Origin of the sequence: Streptomyces sp. URMC 129 (assembly GCF_051386415.1) — a bacterium.
GTDB lineage: Bacteria > Actinomycetota > Actinomycetes > Streptomycetales > Streptomycetaceae > Streptomyces.
In genome coordinates this window covers 12,897-28,466 of the sequence record NZ_JBPQTQ010000034.1, presented here as the reverse complement: position 1 = coordinate 28,466, position 15,570 = coordinate 12,897, and the positions used below count along the sequence as shown (strand labels likewise).

Annotated in this window: 13 protein-coding genes; 12 read left to right on the top strand and 1 reads right to left on the bottom strand. The window is 72.1% G+C overall.

The window, feature by feature from the left end:
• Positions 1 to 116 precede the first annotated feature (116 nt).
• Positions 117 to 698 (top strand): maleylpyruvate isomerase family mycothiol-dependent enzyme, encoded by a 582-nt coding sequence (locus ACSNOC_RS09980; protein ID WP_436746952.1) that lies wholly within the window; start codon positions 117 to 119, stop codon positions 696 to 698.
• A 13-nt stretch (positions 699 to 711) separates the two neighbouring features.
• Positions 712 to 1,368 (top strand): MBL fold metallo-hydrolase, encoded by a 657-nt coding sequence (locus ACSNOC_RS09975; protein ID WP_436746951.1) that lies wholly within the window; start codon positions 712 to 714, stop codon positions 1,366 to 1,368.
• 50 nt (positions 1,369 to 1,418) lie between these two features.
• On the opposite strand, the gene ACSNOC_RS09970 is transcribed toward ACSNOC_RS09975, so the two are convergent.
• Positions 1,419 to 1,784 (bottom strand): cupin domain-containing protein, encoded by a 366-nt coding sequence (locus ACSNOC_RS09970; RefSeq protein WP_436746950.1) that lies wholly within the window; start codon positions 1,782 to 1,784, stop codon positions 1,419 to 1,421.
• Between the two features lie 170 nt (positions 1,785 to 1,954).
• Here ACSNOC_RS09970 and uvrC point away from each other — a divergent pair, with 170 nt between their 5' ends.
• The 10 genes from uvrC (at position 1,955) to ACSNOC_RS09920 (ending at position 15,568) form a co-directional block, all read left to right on the top strand.
• Complete coding sequence (gene uvrC, locus ACSNOC_RS09965) at positions 1,955 to 3,931, top strand: excinuclease ABC subunit UvrC (RefSeq protein WP_436746949.1); 1,977 nt, start codon at positions 1,955 to 1,957, stop codon at positions 3,929 to 3,931.
• A gap of 75 nt (positions 3,932 to 4,006) precedes the next feature.
• On the top strand, positions 4,007 to 4,927 hold the full coding sequence (gene rapZ, locus ACSNOC_RS09960; protein ID WP_436746948.1) for an RNase adapter RapZ: 921 nt from the start codon (positions 4,007 to 4,009) through the stop codon (positions 4,925 to 4,927).
• Positions 4,928 to 4,929: 2 nt separating this feature from the next.
• On the top strand, positions 4,930 to 5,985 hold the full coding sequence (locus ACSNOC_RS09955; RefSeq protein ID WP_436746947.1) for a gluconeogenesis factor YvcK family protein: 1,056 nt from the start codon (positions 4,930 to 4,932) through the stop codon (positions 5,983 to 5,985).
• Positions 5,976 to 6,953: a DNA-binding protein WhiA gene (gene whiA / locus ACSNOC_RS09950; RefSeq protein ID WP_436746946.1), complete on the top strand. Its 978-nt coding sequence runs from the start codon at positions 5,976 to 5,978 to the stop codon at positions 6,951 to 6,953. The genes ACSNOC_RS09955 and whiA overlap by 10 nt, the downstream gene beginning before the upstream one ends.
• A 177-nt stretch (positions 6,954 to 7,130) precedes the next feature.
• Positions 7,131 to 8,135, top strand: a complete 1,005-nt coding sequence (gene gap, locus ACSNOC_RS09945; protein ID WP_436746945.1) for a type I glyceraldehyde-3-phosphate dehydrogenase — start codon at positions 7,131 to 7,133, stop codon at positions 8,133 to 8,135.
• Positions 8,136 to 8,244: 109 nt separating this feature from the next.
• Positions 8,245 to 9,447 carry a phosphoglycerate kinase gene (locus ACSNOC_RS09940; RefSeq protein WP_436746944.1) on the top strand — a complete coding sequence of 401 codons (1,203 nt, stop codon included), beginning with the start codon at positions 8,245 to 8,247 and terminating at the stop codon, positions 9,445 to 9,447.
• A 5-nt stretch (positions 9,448 to 9,452) separates the two neighbouring features.
• Positions 9,453 to 10,229, top strand: coding sequence for a triose-phosphate isomerase (gene tpiA, locus ACSNOC_RS09935; RefSeq protein WP_436746943.1), 777 nt, complete (start codon positions 9,453 to 9,455; stop codon positions 10,227 to 10,229).
• Positions 10,230 to 10,357: 128 nt separating this feature from the next.
• A complete protein-coding gene (gene secG / locus ACSNOC_RS09930) occupies positions 10,358 to 10,588 on the top strand; it encodes a preprotein translocase subunit SecG (RefSeq protein WP_436746942.1) in 231 nt (76 codons plus the stop codon).
• An 83-nt stretch (positions 10,589 to 10,671) separates the two neighbouring features.
• Positions 10,672 to 11,007: an RNA polymerase-binding protein RbpA gene (locus ACSNOC_RS09925; RefSeq protein ID WP_079032138.1), complete on the top strand. Its 336-nt coding sequence runs from the start codon at positions 10,672 to 10,674 to the stop codon at positions 11,005 to 11,007.
• 286 nt (positions 11,008 to 11,293) lie between these two features.
• Positions 11,294 to 15,568 (top strand): LamG-like jellyroll fold domain-containing protein, encoded by a 4,275-nt coding sequence (locus ACSNOC_RS09920; protein ID WP_436746941.1) that lies wholly within the window; start codon positions 11,294 to 11,296, stop codon positions 15,566 to 15,568.
• Positions 15,569 to 15,570: the final 2 nt, after the last annotated feature.

The following is a 15,570-nucleotide window of genomic DNA, read 5'->3' as shown; positions in this document are numbered from 1 at the left end:
GTCCAAGAGTAGGGGCGGCATCTGACAATCCGGAGCCTATAGCACGTGAGTTCGAATCTCGGGGATTTTCCCCCTCTTTCACTCGATGGAGTGGGGGAGAGCGTTAGCGTGTGATCATGAACGGACCCGCAGCGGACCTCCACGGCCTCCAGGACGCCACCGACCGCCTCCTCGCCACCGCCGCCGGACTGGACGACACCGCGCTCGCCCAGCCCTCCCGCCTCCCCGGCTGGACCCGCGGCCACGTCCTCGCCCACCTCGCCGACCTGACGGAGAGCGCCGCCCGCTTCTTCGCCGCCGCCGAGCGCCTCACCGAGGAGGAGTGGCAGGCCACGGTCACCCTGCGCAACGGCGTCACCGACTCGGCCGCCGCCCTCCCGCTGCGCCGCTGGGTCGAGGTCGAGCTGCACCACATCGACCTGGACGCCGGCCACACCATCGCGGACCTGCCCGGCGCCTTCACCGACCGCGCCCTGGCCTACCTCACCGACCGCTTCACCGGCCACCCCGCCCTGCCGCCCCTGGAGCTGCGCACCGACGACGGCCGCACCTGGCCCACCGGCGGCAGCGGCGCGCACGGACACGTCATCGCGGGCAGCCCGGCCGCCCTCGTCGGCTGGCTCAGCGGACGCACCCCCGGCACCGGCCTGACCATCGGCGGCGTCGGCGGTTCCCTGCCCGAGCTGCCCCCGCTCTGACACACTGACCGCCATGTCCTACACCGGAAACGTCACCGTCGGCGGGCCGGCGGGCGTGCACGAGCTGGCCAAGCTGATCATCTCCAAGGCCGCGGTCGGCCCCATGGAGAACAACGCCTATCTGCTGCGCTGCCGCGACACCGGCGACCAGCTGCTCATCGACGCCGCCGCCGAGCCCGCCACCCTGCTGTCCCTCATCGGCGGCGACGGCATCTCCGGCGTGGTCACCACCCACCGCCACGCCGACCACTGGCAGGCGCTCGACGAGGTGGTGCGTGCCACCGGGGCCCGCACCTACGCCGGCCGGTACGACGCCGAGGCCATCCCCGTCCCCACCGACGTCCTGGTCGAGGATGGCGACGAGATCGCCGTCGGCGCCTGCCGCCTCACCGCCCGCCACCTCGTCGGCCACACCCCCGGCTCCATCGCGCTCGTCTACGACGACCCCGACGGCCACCCCCACGTCTTCACCGGCGACTGCCTCTTCCCGGGCGGCGTCGGCAACACCCGGGGCGACAGCGCCGCGTTCACCCGGCTCCTGCACGACGTCGAGACCAAGCTCTTCGGGCAGCTCCCCGACGAGACCTGGGTCTACCCCGGCCACGGCGCCGACACCACCCTGGGCGCCGAACGCCCCCACCTCCCCGAGTGGCGCGAACGCGGCTGGTGACACCGGCGCGCGCCGCGCCGGATCCCTCCGGCCCGGCGCGCCCGCGGTGCCTAGTCCCCGTCCGCCTTCGCGTACTCCTGCGCCATGCCGCCCGCGAAGTCGTACACCACGACCGGTTCGTCGCCCACCACCCAGGCGTCGTGGCCGGGCGGGCACACGAAGACGTCGCCGGGGCCGACCTCGCCCTCCGCGCCGTCGTTCATGCGGACGCGCAGCCGTCCCTTCACGACATAGCCGTTGTGGTGGATCTCGCAGCTCGGCGTCCCCGCGATCGGGGCCAGGGACTCGGACCAGCGCCAGCCGGGCTCGAACGTGGCCACGGCGAAGTCCAGCCCGGTGAGATGGACCGCCTCCAGGTGGCCGCGCGGAAAGTCCCGCCGCTCGTCCGGCTTGTCCAGCGTCTTCACCTCAAGCATGACGATTCCCTTCGTCCGGATCGCCCCGCCCTCACCTCCATCCTGGGACCGTTCGCCGGAAGCCGCCATCCGGGACGGACGCGGCCCCGGAGTCCGGGGGCGGTCGGCGAACGCGGCTGCTGCCCCGGCGCGGTTACGGACTGTCAGTCCCCCGCAGTAGGGTTGCGACCATGGCCGACCCCTCCAGCTACCGCCCGAGGCCGGGCGAGATCCCCGACTCGCCCGGGGTCTACCGCTTCCGCGACGACCACGGCCGGGTGATCTACGTCGGGAAGGCGAAGAGCCTGCGGCAGCGCCTTTCGTCCTATTTTCAGGACATCTCCGGCCTGCATCCCCGGACGGCCACCATGGTCACCACGGCCGCCTCCGTGGAGTGGACCGTGGTCTCCACGGAGGTGGAGGCCCTCCAGCTCGAATACTCCTGGATCAAGGAGTTCGACCCCCGGTTCAACGTCAAGTACCGCGACGACAAGAGCTATCCGTCGCTCGCCGTCACCATGAACGAGGAGTTCCCCCGCGCCCAGGTCATGCGCGGCCCCAAGCGCAAGGGCGTGCGCTACTTCGGGCCGTACGCCCACGCCTGGGCCATCCGGGAGACCGTCGACCTCCTGCTGCGCGTCTTCCCCGTCCGCACCTGCTCCGCCGGTGTCTTCAAGCGCGCCACCGCCGTCGGCCGCCCCTGCCTCCTGGGCTACATCGACAAGTGCTCCGCCCCCTGCACCGGCCGCGTCACCGCCGAGGAGCACCGCGAGCTGGCCGAGGAGTTCTGCGACTTCATGGCCGGCCGCACCGGCGCCTATCTGCGCCGCCTGGAGGAGCAGATGCACCAGGCCGCCGAGGAGCTGGAGTACGAGCGGGCCGCCCGCCTCCGGGACGACATCGAGGCGCTGAAGCGCGCCCTGGAGAAGAACGCGGTCGTCCTCGCCGACGCCACCGACGCCGACGTGATCGCCCTCGCCGAGGACGAGCTGGAGGCGGCCGTGCAGATCTTCCACGTCCGCGGCGGCCGGGTGCGCGGCCAGCGCGGCTGGGTCACCGACAAGGTGGAGCAGGTCACCACCCCCGGCCTGGTCGAGAGCGCCCTCCAGCAGCTCTACGGCGAGGAGCGCGGCGACAGCGTCCCCAGGGAGGTCCTGGTCCCGGCCCTGCCGGAGCCGGCCGAGCCCGTCGCGGAGTGGCTCGGCGAGCGCCGCGGCTCCCGGGTCAGCCTGCGCGTCCCGCAGCGCGGCGACAAGAAGGACCTCATGGCGACCGTGGAGCGCAACGCCCAGCAGGCGCTGGCCCTGCACAAGACCAAGCGCGCCTCCGACCTCACCACCCGCTCCCGCGCCCTGGAGGAGATCGCGGAGGCCCTCGGTCTGGACTCGGCGCCGCTGCGCATCGAGTGCTTCGACATCTCCCACCTCCAGGGTGACGACGTGGTGGCCTCCATGGTCGTCTTCGAGGACGGCCTGGCCCGCAAGAGCGAGTACCGCAGGTTCCAGATCAGGAGCTTCGCCGGGCAGGACGACGTCCGGGCCATGCACGAGGTGATCTCCCGGCGGTTCCGCCGCTATCTGCGCGAGCGCGAGAAGACCGGCGAGTGGGCCGTCGAGGAGCACGACGAGGACGAGGCCCCCGCCTCGCCCCGGGACGAGGACGGCCGCCCCAAGCGCTTCGCCTACCCGCCGCAGCTCGTCGTCGTGGACGGCGGGCAGCCGCAGGTCGCCGCCGCCCGCCGGGCCATGGACGAGCTGGGCATCGACGATGTCGCCGTCTGCGGCCTGGCCAAGCGCCTGGAGGAGGTCTGGCTGCCGGGCGAGGACGACCCGGTGATCCTGCCCCGCACCAGCGAGGGTCTGTACCTGCTCCAGCGGGCGCGTGACGAGGCCCACCGCTTCGCGATCCGCTATCAGCGGGGCAAACGGTCACAATCGATAAGGAAGGGTCCCCTCGACGCCGTGCCCGGCCTCGGGGAGACCCGCAAGAAGGCTCTGCTCAGGCACTTCGGCTCGGTCAAGCGGCTCCGCGCCGCGACCATCGAGGAGATCTGCGAGGTCCCGGGAGTGGGCCGCAGAACGGCGGAGACGGTCGCCGCGGCCCTCGCCCGCGACGACCGGCCCGCCCCGGCGGTCAACACCGCCACGGGCGAGATCATCGAGGACTGAGCGGGGGCATCAGCACACCACGGACACCATCGACACCCACGGCACGACCCGAGAGGCATACGGGGGGACTGCATCATGAGCGAACACATCAGCGGCGACGACGACCCGACCGCGGCGGCCGGGGAGGAAGCGCTGACCAACCCGGAGCTGGTCATCATCTCCGGCATGTCCGGCGCCGGCCGCAGCACGGCGGCCAAGTGTCTGGAGGATCTCGGCTGGTTCGTGGTGGACAACCTGCCACCGGCCCTGATCCCCACCATGGTCGACCTCGGCGCCCGCTCCCAGGGCAACGTGGCCCGCATCGCCGTCGTCGTCGACGTCAGGGGCCGCGGCTTCTTCGACAACCTGCGCCAATCCCTGACCGACCTGGACACCAAGGGCGTCACCCGGCGCGTCGTCTTCCTGGAGGCGTCGGACAACGCGCTGGTCCAGCGCTTCGAATCGGTGCGCCGCCCGCACCCCCTCCAGGGCGACGGGCGCATCGTGGACGGCATCGCCGCCGAGCGCGACCTGCTGCGCGAGCTGCGCGGCGACGCCGACCTGGTGATCGACACCTCCAACCTCAACGTGCACGAGCTGCGCGCCAAGATGGACGCCCAGTTCACCAGTGGCGACGAGCCGGGCCTGCGGGCCACGGTGATGTCCTTCGGGTACAAATACGGCCTCCCGGTTGACGCCGACCACGTGGTCGACTGCCGGTTCCTGCCCAACCCGCACTGGGTCCCCGAGCTGCGCCCCTACACCGGCACCAGCGAGGAGGTCGCCGGGTATGTGTTCAACCAGCCCGGCGCCAAGGAGTTCCTCGACCGGTACACCGAGCTGCTCCAGCTCGTCGCCGCCGGGTACCGGCGCGAGGGCAAGCGCTACGTGACCATCGCCGTCGGCTGCACCGGCGGCAAGCACCGCAGCGTCGCCATGTCGGAGAAGCTCGCCCGCCGCCTCTCGGCCGAGGGCGTCGAAACGGTCGTCGTGCACCGCGACATGGGACGCGAGTAGGAATGCCGCGAAAGGGTCTCCGGCAGCGCCGGACAGCGGAGAGCGAGAGCCGCGCCCGCCGGGCGGTCAGGCCGCCGCGCGGCGGGCGGCGCGGCGCCCAGCCCAAGGTGGTCGCCCTCGGCGGCGGCATGGGGCTGTCCGCCTCGCTCACCGCGCTGCGACGGATCACCGGCGACCTCACCGCCGTCGTCACCGTGGCCGACGACGGCGGCTCCAGCGGGCGGCTCCGGTCCGAGCTGGGCGTGCTGCCCCCCGGCGACCTGCGCAAGGCGCTGGCCGCCCTGTGCGGCGACGACGAGTGGGGCCGCACCTGGTCCGAGGTCGTCCAGCACCGCTTCAAGAGCGGCGGCGCCCTGCACGACCACGCCGTGGGGAATCTGCTGCTGGTGGCCCTCTGGGAGCAGCTGGGCGACCACGTGCGGGCACTGGACCTCATGGGCAAGCTGCTCGGCGCGCACGGCCGCGTCCTGCCGATGTCGGCCGTGCCGCTGGAGCTGGAGGCCCTGGTCCACGGCCACGACCCGGCGCGCCCGGAGGAGCTGAGCCGCGTGCGCGGCCAGGCCGCCGTCGCCCTCACCCCGGGCGAGGTGCGCCGGGTCGTGCTCGTCCCGCACGATCCGCCCGCCGTGCCGGAGGCCGTGCAGGCCGTCCTGGACGCCGATTGGGTGATCCTCGGGCCCGGATCCTGGTTCTCCTCCGTCATCCCGCACCTGCTGGTGCCCGACCTCCTCCAGGCCCTGACCGACACCAAGGCACGCCGGGTGCTCGCCCTCAACCTCGCCCCCCAGCCCGGCGAAACTGATGGGTTCTCCCCGCAGCGTCATGTGGAGGTTTTGGTACAACACGCCCCTAAACTCGCCTTCGACGTGGTGCTGGCGGACCGCGCCGCCGTGCCGGACGAAGAGAGCCTGCGCCGCGCGGCGCAGCGGCTGGGAGCCGGGGTCGAGCTGGCGCCGGTGGCGGCGCCGGACCGTTCCGCCCGGCACGACCCGGAGCTGCTGGCCGCCGCGTACGACCGTATTTTTCGGATGCATGGAAGGATCGGCCCATGGCGATGACGGCTGCGGTGAAGGACGAGATCTCCCGGCTTCCCGTCACCCGCACCTGCTGCCGCAAGTCGGAGGTGTCGTCCATCCTGCGCTTCGCGGGCGGCCTGCACCTGGTCAGCGGGCGGATCGTGATCGAAGCCGAGCTGGACACCGGGATCGCCGCGCGGCGGCTGCGCCGGGACATCCTGGAGATCTTCGGGCACTCCTCGGATCTCGTGGTGATGGCCCCCGGCGGGCTGCGCCGCGGCAGCCGTTACGTGGTGCGCGTGGTGGCCGGCGGCGACCAGCTCGCCCGGCAGACCGGCCTGGTCGACGGCCGCGGCCGGCCCATCCGCGGCCTGCCCCCGCAGGTGGTCTCCGGGGCGACGTGCGACGCGGAGGCGGCCTGGCGCGGCGCGTTCCTCGCCCACGGCTCCCTCACCGAGCCCGGCCGCTCCTCCTCGCTGGAGGTCACCTGCCCCGGGCCCGAGGCCGCCCTCGCCCTGGTCGGCGCGGCCCGCCGCCTCCAGATCGCCGCCAAGGCCCGCGAGGTCCGCAGTGTGGACCGGGTCGTCGTCCGCGACGGCGACGCCATCGGCGCCCTCCTCACCCGGCTCGGCGCCCACGACTCCGTCCTGGCCTGGGAGGAGCGCCGGATGCGCCGCGAGGTGCGGGCCACGGCCAACCGCCTGGCCAACTTCGACGACGCCAACCTCCGCCGTTCCGCCCGCGCCGCCGTCGCCGCCGGGGCCCGCGTGCAGCGCGCCCTGGAGATCCTGGGCGACGAGGTGCCCGAGCACCTGGCCGCCGCCGGGCGGCTGCGCATGGAGCACAAGCAGGCCTCGCTGGAGGAGCTGGGCGCGCTGGCCGACCCGCCGCTCACCAAGGACGCCGTCGCCGGCCGCATCCGCCGCCTGCTGGCCATGGCCGACAAGCGGGCGCAGGATCTGGGCATTCCGGGCACCGAAGCCAGCCTCACCGAGGAGATGGTCGGCTGATCCGGCCGCCACCGAGCGGCCGGCGGGATCCGCCCGGCCCGTGTATCCAGGCCCGAACACGCATGGCCAATGTCAGCCGCGAAACCGGGGCGCGGTAGGGTCGGAAGCGGTCGGGGACATCCCAATACAGCATCGCCGGTGATCGTTTCACCGGCGTACCAACGAGGAGATCGGTTCGTGACGATCCGCGTAGGAATCAACGGCTTTGGCCGTATCGGTCGCAACTACTTCCGCGCGCTCCTTGAACAGGGAGCGGATGTCCAGATCGTCGGAGTGAACGACCTGACCGACAACGCCACCCTGGTGCATCTGCTGAAGTACGACAGCATCCTCGGCCGCCTCAAGGCAGAGGTCACCCACACCGAGGACACCATCACGGTCGGCAACCAGACCTTCAAGACGCTGGCCGAGCGCGACCCGGCCGCGCTTCCCTGGGGCGAGCTCGGCGCCGACATCGTCATCGAGTCCACCGGCATCTTCACCAAGCGTGACGACGCCGCCAAGCACCTCGCCGCCGGCGCGAAGAAGGTCCTGATCTCCGCGCCCGCGAAGAACGAGGACATCACGGTCGTGATGGGCGTCAACCAGGACAAGTACGACCCGGCCGCCCACGACGTCATCTCCAACGCCTCCTGCACCACCAACTGTGTGGCGCCGATGGCCAAGGTGCTCGACGAGGGCTTCGGGATCGTCAAGGGCCTGATGACGACCGTCCACGCCTACACCAACGACCAGCGCATCCTGGACTTCCCGCACAAGGACCTGCGCCGCGCCCGCGCCGCCGCGCTGAACATCATCCCGACCACCACCGGTGCCGCCAAGGCGACCGCCCTGGTGCTCCCGCAGCTCAAGGGCAAGCTCGACGGCATCGCCATGCGCGTCCCGGTCCCCACCGGCTCGGTCACCGACCTGGTCGTGGAGCTGGACCGCGAGGTCACCAAGGAAGAGGTCAACGCCGCCTTCAAGACCGCGGCGGAGACCCAGCTCAAGGGCATCCTGGAGTACACCGAGGACGAGATCGTCTCCTCGGACATCGTCAACTGGCCGGCCTCCTGCACCTTCGACTCCTCGCTGACCATGGCGCAGGGCAAGCAGGTCAAGATCGTCGGCTGGTACGACAACGAGTGGGGCTACTCCAACCGTCTCGTCGACCTCACCGTGTACGTCGGCGAGCGGCTCTGACCGTTCGCCACCGCAGGGCTCGCAGGGCGCGATCTTCACCGCGCGCTGCGGGCCCTTGCGCCATACGGCAGGCAAGTGCGGCAGAGAGTCTCTAGGAGTCCACACAACCATGAAGACGATCGACGACCTCCAGGTCGCCGGACAGCGGGTCTTCGTCCGCGCCGACCTCAACGTCCCGCTCGCCGACGGGACCATCACCGACGACGGCCGCATCCGCGCCGCCGTCCCGACCATCGAGAAGCTCGCCGGGGCGGGTGCCCGGGTGATCGTCGCCTCGCACCTGGGCCGCCCCAAGGGCGCCCCCGACCCGCAGTTCTCCCTCGCCCCCGTCGCCGCGCGCCTCGGCGAGCTGCTGGGCCGGAGCGTGGCGTTCGCCGCCGACACCGTCGGGGACAGCGCCCGGGACACCGTCGCCGGCCTGGCCGACGGCGAGGTGGCGCTGCTGGAGAACCTGCGGTTCAACGCGGGCGAGACCAGCAAGGACGACGCCGAGCGCGGCGCGTTCGCGGACCGGCTCGCCGGGCTGGCCGACCTCTACGTCGGGGACGGCTTCGGCGCCGTGCACCGCAAGCACGCCTCCGTCTACGACCTCCCGGCCCGGCTCCCGCACGCGGCGGGCGGCCTGATCGCCACCGAGGTCGGCGTGCTGAAGCAGCTCACCGAGAACGTCAGCCGTCCCTACGCCGTCGTCCTCGGCGGCGCCAAGGTCTCCGACAAGCTCGGCGTGATCGACCACCTGCTGGAGAAGGCCGACCGCATCCTCATCGGCGGCGGCATGGCGTACACCTTCCTCAAGGCCCAGGGCCTGGAGGTCGGGGACTCGCTGCTCCAGGCGGACCAGGTCCCGGCCGTGGCCGAGTACCTGCGGCGGGCCGAGGAGCGCGGCGTGGAGTTCGTGCTCCCGGTGGACGTCATCGCGGCCAAGGACTTCCCCGACCTGAAGACCAAGGCCCCCGCCGACCCGGTGGTGCTGAGCGCCGACGCCATCCCGGCCGGCCTGCAGGGCCTCGACATCGGCCCGGCGACCCGCGAGCTGTACGCGGCGAAGCTGGCCGACGCGGCCACCGTTTTCTGGAACGGCCCGATGGGCGTCTTCGAGCACCCCGACTTCGCCGAGGGCACCCGTGCCGTGGCGCAGGCGCTGCTCGACAGCCCGGCATTCACCGTCGTCGGCGGCGGCGACTCCGCCGCGGCGGTGCGCATCCTCGGCTTCGATGAGGACGCTTTCGGCCACATCTCGACCGGCGGCGGGGCGAGCCTCGAATACCTCGAGGGCAAGACGCTCCCCGGCCTCGCGGCATTGGAGGACTGACGACCATGGCGTCGCGCATCCCGCTCATGGCGGGCAACTGGAAGATGCACCTCAACCACCTGGAGGCCATCGCCCACGTCCAGAAGCTGGCCTTCGGCCTGTCGGACAAGGACTTCGACGAGGTCGAGGTGGCCGTGCTCCCGCCGTTCACCGATCTGCGCTCCGTGCAGACCCTGGTGGACGGGGACAAGCTGAAGATCAAGTACGGCGCGCAGGACATCTCCGCGCACGACTCCGGCGCGTACACCGGCGAGGTGTCCGGGCCGATGCTCGCCAAGCTCAACTGCACCTACGCGGTGGTCGGTCACTCCGAGCGCCGGCAGTACCACGGCGAGAACGAGGAGATCTGCAACGCCAAGGTCAAGGCGGCCTACCGGCACGGGCTCACCCCGATCCTGTGCATCGGGGAGCCGCTGGAGATCCGCAAGGCGGGCACCCACGTCGCGCACACCCTGGCCCAGCTCGACGGCGGCCTGAAGGACGTCCCGGCCGAGCAGGCCGCCACGATCGTCATCGCCTACGAGCCGGTGTGGGCCATCGGCACCGGCGAGGTCGCGACCCCCGAGGACGCCCAGGAGGTCTGCGCGGCGATCCGGGCGCGGCTGGCGGAGCTGTACGACGGGGAGCTGGCCGACAAGGTCCGCATCCAGTACGGCGGCTCGGTCAAGTCCGGGAACGTCGCGGCGATCATGGCCCAGCCCGACGTGGACGGCGCCCTGGTGGGCGGCGCGTCGCTGGACGCCGAGGAGTTCGTCAAGATCGTGCGCTTCCGCGATCAGTGATCAGTGATCCATGACCGGCGCGGTCCGCCGCGCGGGTTGTACCCTGTCGGGGGCCGGACCTCGCGCGTCCGGCCCCCGGTCCATCGTCCGTTCATCGTTCGTCCGTCGTCGAGAGAGTTGGTCCAGTCGTGGAAACGGCGTTCCAGATCGCCCTGATCGTCTTCAGCTTCCTGTTGGGACTGCTCGTGCTGATGCACAAGGGCAAGGGCGGCGGCCTCTCCGACATGTTCGGCGGGGGCATGCAGTCCTCGGTCGGCGGCTCGTCGGTCGCCGAGCGGAACCTGGACCGGATCACGGTGGTCGTGGGACTCATCTGGGCCTCGATCGTCGTGGTGCTCGGTCTGCTCATGAAGTCCTAAGTCAGTAACTCGTAGCACTGGACGTGCGTTGTGCCTTGCATAGACTGAGGACTTCGCAGGACATCAGGCAGGGAGTAACGACCGTGGCAGGTGGCAACGCGATCCGGGGCAGCCGGGTCGGGGCGGGGCCCATGGGTGAGGCCGAACGCGGGGAGTCGGCGCCTCGGCTGAGGGTCTCCTTCTGGTGCGCGAACGGGCACGAGACGCAGCCCAGCTTCGCCAGCGACGCACAGATCCCGGACACGTGGGACTGTCCGCGCTGCGGCTTCCCGGCGGGCACGGAGCGCGATGCCCCGCCGGCGCCGCCGCGCACCGAGCCGTACAAGACACATCTCGCGTACGTCCGCGAGCGCCGCAGCGACGCCGACGGCGAGGCGATCCTCGCCGAGGCCCTGGCGAAGCTCCGCGGCGAGATCTGACGCGCCTCCGCCGTCCCGGTGCCCGGCCCGCTCTCCCGAGCGGCGCCGGGCACCGGCGTTTTCCGGCCACTTTCCGCCCGGGCCGCCGGGCCGCTGCCGCGCCGGTGCCGCCCCGCTGCCGGGGCCGTGGCCGCTGTGGCCTGTGCGCGATTTCTCGCCACGCGGGCCGTGTACGTCGGCGTATGCCCGTTTTGGCGGTGTGGACGGGTGTGCGAGTGGTCTCTACCGTTCCTCTGGATCTGCGTGTGCCACGTGAAGTCCATGTGGGCACGGGGGAGGGGCGGGCATGGGGGCAAGGACACACGGGCTGCTGCTGCGCGCCGGTCTGGGACTGGTGCTGGCGGCGGGCCTGCTGGGCACGGCGCAGCCTTCGCGCGGCGCGGACCATGCCGCCGGCCGGCCGGCGCACACCACCGAGGAGCCCGCCGCGCCGGCCGCCCCCGACGCCGGGGCCGCGTCGGAGGAGGAGGCGCTGGCGGAGGCCGCGCGGACCGGGGAGCCGGTCGAAGTGCTGTCGCTGCGCGGCGAGAGCAGCGACGTCCACGCCACCCCCGAGGGCACCCTGGAGGCCCGCGAGTACCTGCGCCCGGTCCGCGCCCGCGTGGACGGCGCGTGGCGGGACGTCGACACGGATCTCGTCCCGGCCGAGGGCGGCATGGTCGCCCCGGCCGTGGCGACCGTCGACCTGGCCTTCTCCGGTGGCGGCGACCAGCAGCCGATGGCGCGGATGACGCGCGCGGGCCGGACCCTTGAGCTGTACTGGCCGGGCGCCCTGCCCGAGCCGCGCCTGGACGGATCGCTCGCCGTCTACGAGAACGTGCTCCCCGGTGCCGACCTCCGGCTGGGTGCCGAGGCGGACGGCTTCACCCAACTCCTTGTTGTCCACAGCGCGGAGGCCGCCGCCAGTCCCGAACTGGCCGAGCTGTCGCTGCGGCTGGAGGCCGAGGGCATGAGCACCCGGGTCGCCGCCGACGGTGGTCTGGAGGCGATCGACGACGGCGCCGGCACGGCGGTCTTCGAGGCGCCGGCCCCGCTGATGTGGGACTCCAGCACCGGGGAGGAAACCGCCGCCCGCACGGCGGCGGCCACCGCCGACTCCGGGACGACGGACGAGCAGGCCGGCGAGCCCGGAGCCGGTGAATCGGCGCGGCAGGGCCGCGTGGACGTCGAGGTGACGGACGACCACCTCGTCCTCACCCCCGACCAGGAGATCCTGCACGGCGAGGACACCACCTACCCCGTCTACATCGACCCGCAGTGGTACAGCCCACGCGCCTCCGCCTGGACGATGGCCTCGCGGTACTGGCACGACTCCCCGCAGTGGCTGTTCAACGGCGAGAACAACGCGGGTCTCGGCTACTGCGGCTGGGACGGCTGCATGCCGAAGGACCTCAAGCGGCTGTTCTACCGCGTCCCCACCTCACGCTTCGCGGACACCGACATCCTGTCCGCCGAGTTCGTCGTGCCCAACGTGCACTCCGCCTCCTGCACCGCCCGAGAGGTGCAGTTGTGGCGTACCCGGGGCATCAGCTCCAGCACCACCTGGGACAGCCAGAACGCCTCCGGCTTCTGGGTCGACCACCTGGACACCCGGTCGTTCGCCCACGGCTGGGACGGCTGCGCCGCCCAGGACGCCGAGTTCGACGTCACCTCCGCCGTCCAGCAGGCCGCCGACGGCCGCTGGTCGACGCTGACCTTCGGCATGCGGGCCACCAGCGAGGGCGACCCGCTGACGTGGAAGCGGTTCTCCGACGACGCCCACCTGCGCGTGGAGTACAACCGGCCGCCCGCGCAGATCAGGACGTCCCAGCTCAGCATGGAGTACGGCGGCACCTGCAAGCCGCCCTCCAGCCCGGCCATGGTCGCCACCCGCGGCAAGCTCTACGCCGTCAACGTCACCGACCCGGACGGCGACCGGGTGAGCGTGGAGTTCGCCGCGCGCTGGGACACCGGCGACGGCCAGGGCAACATCATCCGCTGGTCCACGACGACCACCGCCAAGGCGTCCGGGTCCACCTACTCCGTGACACTGCCGTCGAACATCCCGCAGAACCGCCGCATCGAGTGGGCGGCCCGCGCGTACGACGGCGCGCAGTACGGGGCATGGTCCTCCACCGGCACGCCCGAGCGCTGCGCCTTCGTCTATGACGCCACCAAGCCCAAGGCCCCCGCGGTGACGTCACCGCAGTACCCGGAGCCCAATACCGCGGACCCCAACGACCCCTGGCACGACGGCGTCGGCAAGTACGGCAGCTTCACCTTCGACGCGGCCGAGACGGACGTCGTCCGTTACGAGTTCCGCGTCATGGCGCCGACGGGGACGACGACCCCGACCACGGCCGTGACCACCAGCAGCGGCGCGGCCAGGACCGTGCAGGTCCTCCCGGAGACCGCCGGCGTCAACCGCATCATCGTCCGGTCCTTCGACGGTGCCGGCAACGGATCGGAGGAGCGCACCTACCTGTTCTCGGTGCGCGCCGGGGAACCCGAGCGCATGGTGTGGGGGTTGGACGAGGAGAGCGGGGCCACGGCTGTCACCGGCCAGGGTGAGCCGTGGGAAGCCGCCCTCTCCGGGGATGTGGCGGCCGGTGCGGCGGGGATACGGGGCGAGGCGCTGGAACTCGGCGGGGCGAGCGGCTACGCCTCGATGGCGACGCCGGTCCTGGACACGTCCAAGAGCTACTCCGTCTCGCTGTGGGCCCGCCTCCCGGAGTCGGGGCTGACGGGCGAGAGGACCGCCGTCTCCGCGAACGGGATGAACACCTGGGCATTCCTGATCACCGCCGACCCCGAGGACGGCTGGAGCTTCAAGCGCTCCAGCGCGGACGCGTCGCCGACGACCGGCTGGTTCGCGCGTCAGGACACACCACCCGCACTGGGCCAGTGGACCCATGTGGTCGCCGTCTTCAACAACGTGACGCAAGAACTGCTCCTCTATGTGGACGGCCGGCTGGTGGACTCCTCGCCGGTCAGCGTCGCCCCCTGGGAGGCGCGAGGCGCCACGACGCTCGGCGCGAGGCTGACCGGGACGCATCCGTACAGCTTCTTCAACGGCCGTCTCGACGAGGTGCAGTTCTACGACTACGGGCTCAGCGCCGCGCAGGTCGGTCAGCTCCACGCCCACCAGCCCATCACGCAGACAAGCCGCCCCGCCAAGGCGATCTGGTCCATGGACGAGCCCGCCGGCGCGGTGTCCGTCGTGGGCCACAGCCAGCCGACGCAGGCCCAGTTGCACGGCGCGGCGCAGGCGGGACAGGCCGGACTCCAGGGCCGGGGTGTCTCCTTCGACGGCTCGACCGGCCACGCGGCCACCACGCAGCCGGTGCTCGACACCTACCAGTCGTTCACCGTCTCGCTGTGGGCGAAGCTCCCGGCCGACAAGGAAAACCGCGTCATGGTGGCGGCGGACCAACTGGGCGCGCAACAACACGGCTTCGCGCTCTATCACCGGGCAGACGGCGTGGGGTGGTCGTTCCTGCGATCCACCGCCGACACCGCGGACGCCTCCCACGTGCGCGTCAACCAGAATCCGTGTTCCGCCACCACCCCCAACTGCCCGGCGGCGGGCCTGGGGACATGGACCCATGTGGTCGGCGTATACGACGGCGACGCCCAGACGATGCGGCTCTACATCAACGGCGATCTGGAGGGCACGGCCTCGTTCACCCCGCGCTGGAACGCGACCGGGCCCGTCCTGCTCGGGTCGGCGCGGAACTCCGCCGGTCTCTACAACCAGATGGAGGGCACGCTGGACGACGTCCGGTTCTTCGACCGGACCGTCACCGCCAGCGAGGTGCGGCAGCTCTTCGAACAGCGGCCGGTGCTGGCCTCGCGGTGGCAGTTCGAGACCACGGGCCCGAGTGGCGACGGCGGGGTGGTGACGCCGGACTCGTCCGCGGCGGCCAATGCGCTCCGGCTCGGCGGCGGTCCCGTGATCGGGCCCGGCTGGGTCGACAGCGGTGCCCTGACGCTGGACGGGGTGGACGACTACGCCGCCACGCCCCGTGTGCCCGTGGACACGACGGCCAGCTTCACCGTCGCGGCGTGGGCCCAGGCGGCGGCTGCCCCGGACGGCGCGGTGACCCTGGTCAGCGCGGCGGGCACGACACAGAGCGCCTTCTCCGCGCGTTTCGTGCCCGATCCGGAGGTGCCCGGCTGGGGCGCGTGGCAACTCGCCCTGCCCAGTGCTGACTCCACGACGGCGACCGTCACCCGGGTCCACCACGGCCAGGCGCCCGATGTCCGTGACTGGAACCATGTCGCGCTGGTCCACGACGGGTTCCGGCGCGAGGCCCAGCTCTACGTCAACGGCCGGCTGGCCGGGAGCGTCTGCACCGACGAGGGCGACACCGCCTGCGAGCCCGGCTCCACGGCCGAAAACGTCCTGACGTTCCGCGCGGGGAACTCCCTCCAGGCGGGGCGCACTCGTTCCGGCGGTGCCTGGGGCGAGTACTGGCCCGGTGCTGTCGACGACCTGTGGACCTTCCAGGGCACCCTCTCGCCCGGACAGATCGCGAACCTGGCGGCGGGCACTCCCGACGCCCCGACCGAGGTGCCCTGACA